Consider the following 7,287-nt stretch of genomic DNA (forward strand, 5'->3'; position numbering starts at 1 on the left):
CGAACGGTTACAAGCAAAACTAAACGGCCTCAGTCCGATGGAATTTAGGACCAAGGCCGCTTAATTGATTTTTGTTATTTGTACTGTCTACTTGACGGGGTGCAGTTCAGTCCTAGACTGCCGCTGTTTTATTGAACAATCGTACTGAGGGAGTTCAATCTCCCCCCTTTTCATAAAAAGTTGTTTGAAAAGCTTTCTGTCGTTGAAATCATGTTTTACTTCAAGTCACTTTGTATAAATCTAACTCCCACCGAGTTCAATCGTTTTCGTAGCAACACGGTCGTGAAATTCCCGATCATGCTCCACGAACACAATGGTCGGCGCGTACTCAAGCAGCAGCTCTTCAATCTGCATCCGGGAAATCACGTCGACAAAGTTGAGCGGTTCGTCCCAAATATGCAGATGAGCCTCTTCGCATAGGCTTCTCGCGATCAGAACCTTCTTCTTCTGCCCGCCGCTAAACGCCGACATATCCTTCTCAAACTGGATGCGGGCGAAATCAAGCTTACGCAACAGGGCCTTAAATAAGCTTTCGTCGATTCCGTGCTCTGCTGCATAATCGGAAAGCGATCCTCGCAGATGAGAGGTACTCTGGGATACATAGGAAACGCGAAGCTGCGGCTCCAGCCGAAACGTGCCTGTATAGTGAAGCGCCTCGCCGTTGAGCAGGCGGAGCAAGCTGGACTTGCCCGAACCGTTTGGGCCTGAAATTGCGATCCGATCCCCTTGTTCGACCGTCAAACGAACGTTCTCGCAAACCGGTCTTTCCCCGTAATAAATCGTGACGTGATCCAGCACGGCCAGTTCGGATTTGGGATATGCGAGCTGAGTGATCACAAGGCTTTCTGACTGTTCGATATTTCGGAGCAGTTTCGACTTCTCCTCTACAGCGGTGTTTTGCCGCTGCTCGATGGATTTCGCGCGTTTCATCATTTTTGCTGCTTTGTGACCGACGTATCCCTTGTCCAGCTTGGAGCCGGAGTTTCGTGTGCCGTTTTTCGATTTTTCGATCTCGTGAGACCAGCCGCTCGTGCGTTTGACAGAAGTCGATAAACGCTGTATGTCTTTGTACAACTTTTCGTTTTGTGCCAATTCGAACGTGTCCTGGCGAGTTTTGTTCGTCCACCAGCTGGAGAAGCTGCCTTTTTGGATTTCGATATTCGTTTTGTTGATCGATAGAATATGATCGACGCAGCGGTCGAGAAATGCCCGATCGTGTGAAACAAGAATAAAACCGCGTTTCGTATTCAGATAATCGCCAACAAGCTTTCGTGCGTGAAAGTCGAGATGATTGGTCGGCTCATCGATGAGCAGAAATCGATTGTCCTGGATGAACAGCAAGGCCAGCAGTACCTTCGTCTGCTCGCCTTGGGACAGCAATTCGAATGGCCGGTACAACACGTCTTCCGAAACCTTAAGCAGGTTCAGTTCGCGCATCAACTTCCAGCGCTCATAGCCTGGCACGATCTCTTCGATGACGTCGACGGTCAAATATTCCGGATGTTCGACGGGAAACGGAAAATAATCAAAGGCGACCGGTGCGGTGATCGTGCCGCTGTATTCGTATCTCCCCTGCAGCAGGTTAAAGAACGTCGTTTTCCCCCGACCGTTTCGCCCTGTAAACCCCAACTTCCAGTCTGTATCGATTTGAAAATGAACATTTTCGAATATAAGGTCATAGCTACCTGGATAGGCAAAAGTAAGATTGGATACCTGTATCGCGGGCATGGCGATCATCCTTTCGTATGGAAATAAAAAGAGCCGCAAGAAAGGTGCTTTCTTGCGGCTCTGATCCATACGAGGAAATCCGGCCCCATTCGAAGGGGCCGGATGACTGTCCGGATAGGGAGCGCAAACGAAATGCAGACCTTTCTTGCAGAGACGAAATAAACCGACCACAGCCGATAGCTGAGTCCGTTCTTTTCGTGATCTCGCAGCAAGAAAGTTCTACATGTATTCGTTCAACTCCCGTCATCAAAATTACGTACAGTTTATCACAATCGTAATTTAACTACAACCTGCGCCGTCCCGTTTAGGCTGAAGCCTTGCGAAGCTCCGCCATGATCCTTCGCTTGATTCCCGTTATTTCACTATTCTGACAGTTACTTCAACGAAAACAGGAGCAGATGCCGCGTCAATCTACTCACAGGGTTTTTCCGCTAACGTTATCTGTTAGTCAAACCTTCACTTCGTATAAGCTATTGATTAGTTCAGTAAAGGAACCACAGATAGGTATGACCGACTCAAGTAGATCTGATTCCTCTATCTCATTTGGATCTAAGGTCATTGTAACTGAACGATCCCAAAATACAACTGTAGGGATACAAGACTTACGGTAATCGAAACAAATATAAGATCCAAATGGATCAGACGCAAAAGGAATAACCATCTTGGGCATATAGTCCTTTAAATCTTCAAATGTAGGCAACAAGCCATTGTTCTTGTCATTGGGATCAAAATTTAACACAACCTGCAGCACTCGTTCAGGTGTTTCCATGTCATCAAATGCGTATGGGAATGGGCATCCCCCAGGATGGTTTATGGCATTGTTTAAGAAATCATTTGGGAATTTTATACCAATTTCCTTCTCGGTTTGCTCTATGTGTTCTGTGGTGGGACGGCTTTTAGTAACTTCCCATTCTATTTTATTCACATAGACACTCCCATCTATTATCTAGATAAATTATACCATAATTTAGGTAATTTAATCGTACTAAGGGAGTTCAATGACTCAGTAGTAATTATCTTGAATCATCTTGCAAAATCTTATATTGAAAATCTTCTGCCAAACATTCTTTGCTGTCAAAGCTGTCATATTCTTTTATGCATAATAATCAAATTCACCATCTTCACTTGTATGTAACACATCGATTTTTAGTTTCGGAAATGTTTTATGTTTCGTTTTAATAAAGTATTGCTCTTTCCAAAAGGTATCTTTCGTTGTATCTTCCATGTCATTAATAAAATCATTAACGTATTGTCTAATATATATTTTTGCTTCTTCAAGAGTATCTAACTCAATTTGAAATGTTGCGGTCTTGGCGAAAGGCCAGCATGCTAAATATCCGTCTGGCTGACCGTCATTAGTCATATAATGATAAATTGCATCATGATACATCCCTACTTCCTCTTGTTCAATAATGAATCTAATTATTACACCTTGCTTTTCCAATGGGTAGCACATCCATTCTGATTTATTATTTTTGATTGTTGCATCTAAAATCATGAATTTGGCAAATTCTTCAATTTAAAATATTCGTGTAATTGTTGAACTATCCTGCCAGTTAGCTTAACAATTTGTTCCTCTAATTTCTCAATTCGTACAAAAAGACATTAAGTGAATTTACTTCTGTATCTTCCACAGTTGCCTCATCTTCATATGTTACTTCCCAAAAAAGAATACCATCATGATACGGATATTTTAAAAACTCATTTATTATCGAATCAATGTTTTCTACTGTTTCAATTTCACATTTAAAAGGTAGTTTTGTATGGATGTCTGAAATAAAATTAAAGCGTAACCTTCCAGATTGCCAATCAAACCATACATAAAATAGCATTCCGTGATTACAGACTGCTTTTGTCATTTGTTCAGCTCTATAGTAATTACATTACAAAAAAAGTTTCTTATCTCCCCAACTGTAAACTCACTGGCTAACTGTTGACTCATCGAAATTGACCATGTGTTTTGTGAAATTTCTTTTTCTATGTCATCGATATCATTTCCAATGAACATCTTATCTTCTATAATCTCATCAAGTTCCTTTAGAAACTCCTCTTTGTTCATGTCGGCAGCACCTTCTGACTGAGTATTTGCTCCCCCCTCATAATCGGGGTCATTATATTAAATACCATCATCTTCCCAAAAACAAATATCACATATGTGCCTCTTAGCTCAATGCCCGGCAGACATCTGTATAAAAAGTATAATTTTGAGAACAAGCAAAAGGAGCTTACCGCGGCAGCTCCTTTGTCTAATGTCTTTTATTCATCTATCGTTTCCCGGGGAAGTTTAAAACCGATGGAAAAATTTTGATTTTTGCGGAGGAGATAAGAGGGAAAAAATGGTTAAATGTCGAAGTAATTCCATGCGGCAGACAAGCGGTTTTAGCCGTTTGCCTGCGAAAGCCGACGCGAAATATTGTAAACGCATATAAGGAGGCGACCGCTTACGTATGATTACCCGGGAGGTGAGAAGACGATTCTCCGATGACGAAAAACCGGCTGCGCAATGTAATAGGCAGCTCTTTAATAAGAAGCCTTAGGAGGAGTAGGTCATGACTGTAGCAATTGTACTGAGCGGTGGTGGAGCGAAAGGCGATTTTCAGGTTGGCGCGGTGCGCTATCTCTATGAAAAAAATATCCGGCCTGCGATTTTGACCGGTTGTTCGGTAGGCGCCATCAATGCGATCAAGCTGTCCGAGGGAGAAGGGGACGGCAGCGACGCTACACGCGGCTTGAGCGGGCTGATCGGAATATGGCGCGGACTGCGGAGCAATTCGGATATGTGGGAAAAAGAAGCGTGGCTGACGGGCATCGAAAACTCCGAGGTGCTTGCTTTCCTTGAACAATCGGCAGCTAGTCAAGTCGGCACGGTCGCCCTGGAAGCCGGTAAAATTGCCCTCGGCCCGATCGGCTGGGCTTGGGTCGCCTATGATCTGATCAATACGGTAAACGATATCCAGGAGCTGAAGCGGGAGCTCGAGAAGATCATAAACGCCAGATCCCGTTCGCTCTATAACCTCGGACCAATTCTGGACAAGCTGAACAATCCTGCAAAGCTCGATTTAAACAAGGTACGCCAGTCCGGGATCACCCTCCGTCTCGCGGCGGTCGCTTTGGAAAGCGGAGCACTGCGCTATGTAACCGAGACGGGGGTGGTACTGGAGCGTGACAATACGACGCCACTGATGGCGCCGCCGCCGGATATTGCCCCCGAGTGCCGGTCACTCGCCAACGAGATCGATGACCAGAAGGAGGAACGCACACGGCTGCAAGCCGACCTGCATCATGCAACCGGCAGCGAGAGAGCGGAGATTCTGGCGCAAATTAAAGCGATCAACGGCCGGATCAATGAGCTGAATGTGAGACTGGATCAATGCCAGATCGACCATCCGCCGCAGCCGGGCCCGCTGCACGTCAGCCTTATACAAGGTACGCTTGCTTCCGCCGCCATTCCTTTCGCCTTTCCGCCAGTCAAGCTCGGCAGCGAGAATTACGTGGACGGCGGCGTGCGTGAGATTGCACCTATCCAGGTGGCTATTCAGTCCGGCGCGACCGATGTATATGCGGTGCTTGCCTCCGACAGCACGGTAGATCCGGCGCGCAGCGTCGCAAGCGGCGAATTGCTGCAGTCGTTTGATGTAGGGGTGGCTACGATTGCCGATGTGGCGAGCCGCGCAGCCAGCGATATTATGACCAACGAGACAGTGCTCAACGAGGCCGAACCGCCGCTCGGCTGGGGGGTAAACGTGACTTTGATCCAGCCTGACTTCGACATCCACGACATCATGACCATAGATCCGGGGCTGATCGATATCCGGATAGCGCACGGTTATATGCGGGCCGACGATACGCTGCAGGCCAGGCAGCAAAATAATACTGCGGAATATCGGAAGCTTGCCGATGAGCTTAGTGAACAGCGCCATACAGGCCGGATTGTAGAGAAGCGGAAGGAGATTTGGGAGAAGGAATATGCCGCAAACGGTTTTCTTCTGCAGTACGATGCAAACGGACGCCCGGTGCATCCCGCGCAGGCTGCCGCAGCCGATCCGCAAGTCCTGCAGGAGGTGCGCAATCTCAAAAATGAACTGCGTGATCTTGTGCATGACCGGCAGCTGAGGGGTGGAGCCGTCCCATCCGAATGCGAAAGCTGGTGGCTTGATTGGGAGCGCCACCCTTGGCAGCCGGCCAAAGTGCTATGGCTTCCATCGGGTCCTGCAGCCGCCGGGGATGATATGTTGCCCGGCGAGGTACTGGATGCCGACCGGCAGATTAATTCTGCAAACGGTTGGTATACATTCGTTTTTCAGGGAGACGGAAATCTGGTGCTTTACAAAAACTACAAGGACAGGGACCGGAAGGCTCTTTGGGCATCGAATACAGTAGGACCGGCCGGGGTATGCATCATGCAGGGCGACGGAAATCTGGTCATCTATGAACCGGATGGCGTCCCCCGCTGGTCTTCCGATACGTGGCAGCATCCCGGCAGCCGGCTGGTTGTTCAAGATGACGGCAACGCGGTTATTTATCGGCCCGACGGGACGGCGGTTTGGGCGACGAACACCGTACAGGCGACGCTTTCGTCAGGTCCGGCAGCGGCCGGGGACGATATGCAGCCGGGCGAGCTGCTGGAAATAGATCGGCCGATCCATTCGGCGAATGGCTGGTATACTTTTGTTTTCCAGGGAGACGGAAATTTGGTGCTGTACAAAAACTTCAGGGACAGGGACAGGCGCTGGCTCTGGGATTCGGCAACCGGCGGCCCGGTCGGGGTGTGCATCATGCAGGGAGACGGCAACCTGGTCGTTTACGATGCGGACGGGGTCCCCCGCTGGTCATCCGGCACGTGGCAGCACCCCGGCAGCCGGCTGGTCGTTCAGGATGATGGCAACGCGGTTATTTATCGGCCCGACGGGACAGCGGTTTGGGCGACGAACACCGTGCAGGCGATGCTGCCTTCAGGTCCGGCAGCGGCCGGGGACGATATGCAGCCGGGCGAACTGCTTGATGTTAACCATCCGGTTCAATCCGCAAACGGAAGATATACCTTCGTTTTTCAAGGCGATGGAAATTTGGTGCTTTATATAAACAACAGCAACGGCGACAGGAGCTGGCTCTGGGATTCAGCAACAGGGGGGCCGGTCGGGGTGTGCATCATGCAGGGTGACGGAAATCTGGTTATCTATGACGAGAACGCTGTGCCCCGCTGGTCGTCCGATACGTGGCAGCACCCCGGCAGCCGGCTGGTTGTTCAGGATGACGGCAACGTCGTTATTTACCGGCCCGACGGCACGGCGGTCTGGGCGACCGACACCATGCAGAGTTGAATGATGAGAGAAGGCCGATGGAGGCCTGCAAGTAGCCGGTAATTAAGTAATTTATTCCTTGGTGCACTGGGAAAATAAAGTATTAGACTAACCAAAAAAAAAAAACGAAACAGCGGCAGTCATGGACTGAACTGAACCCCGTCAAGTAGACAGTACAAATAACAAAAATCAATTAAGCGGCCTTGGTCCTAAATTCCATCGGACTGAGGCCGTTTAGTTTTGCTTGTAACCGTTCGTT

Annotated in this window: 6 protein-coding genes; 1 reads left to right on the plus strand and 5 read right to left on the minus strand. The window is 48.4% G+C overall.

What is annotated here, in order from left to right; all coding sequences use genetic code 11:
- Positions 1 to 240 precede the first annotated feature (240 nt).
- The 5 genes from abc-f to AC0YNZ_RS31185 all read right to left on the minus strand — a co-directional run bounded on the left by abc-f (position 241) and on the right by AC0YNZ_RS31185 (position 3,787).
- Entirely contained in the window at positions 241 to 1,728 is a 1,488-nt protein-coding gene (gene abc-f, locus AC0YNZ_RS31165) for a ribosomal protection-like ABC-F family protein (RefSeq protein WP_475830241.1), read from the minus strand.
- Positions 1,729 to 2,176: 448 nt separating this feature from the next.
- Positions 2,177 to 2,653 (minus strand): SMI1/KNR4 family protein, encoded by a 477-nt coding sequence (locus tag AC0YNZ_RS31170; RefSeq protein WP_475830242.1) that lies wholly within the window; start codon positions 2,651 to 2,653, stop codon positions 2,177 to 2,179.
- Positions 2,654 to 2,821: 168 nt separating this feature from the next.
- Positions 2,822 to 3,172 (minus strand): hypothetical protein, encoded by a 351-nt coding sequence (locus tag AC0YNZ_RS31175; protein ID WP_475830243.1) that lies wholly within the window; start codon positions 3,170 to 3,172, stop codon positions 2,822 to 2,824.
- Between the two features lie 133 nt (positions 3,173 to 3,305).
- Positions 3,306 to 3,587, minus strand: coding sequence for a hypothetical protein (locus tag AC0YNZ_RS31180; RefSeq protein WP_475830244.1), 282 nt, complete (start codon positions 3,585 to 3,587; stop codon positions 3,306 to 3,308).
- On the minus strand, positions 3,584 to 3,787 hold the full coding sequence (locus AC0YNZ_RS31185; RefSeq protein WP_475830245.1) for a hypothetical protein: 204 nt from the start codon (positions 3,785 to 3,787) through the stop codon (positions 3,584 to 3,586). The genes AC0YNZ_RS31180 and AC0YNZ_RS31185 overlap by 4 nt, the downstream gene beginning before the upstream one ends.
- Positions 3,788 to 4,277: 490 nt before the next feature.
- On the opposite strand from AC0YNZ_RS31185, the gene AC0YNZ_RS31190 reads away from it, so the two are divergent.
- On the plus strand, positions 4,278 to 7,049 hold the full coding sequence (locus AC0YNZ_RS31190) for a patatin-like phospholipase family protein (protein WP_475830246.1): 2,772 nt from the start codon (positions 4,278 to 4,280) through the stop codon (positions 7,047 to 7,049).
- The last annotated feature ends 238 nt before the right edge of the window (positions 7,050 to 7,287 follow it).

It is taken from the genome of Paenibacillus sp. J2L1-98, from assembly GCF_056269405.1.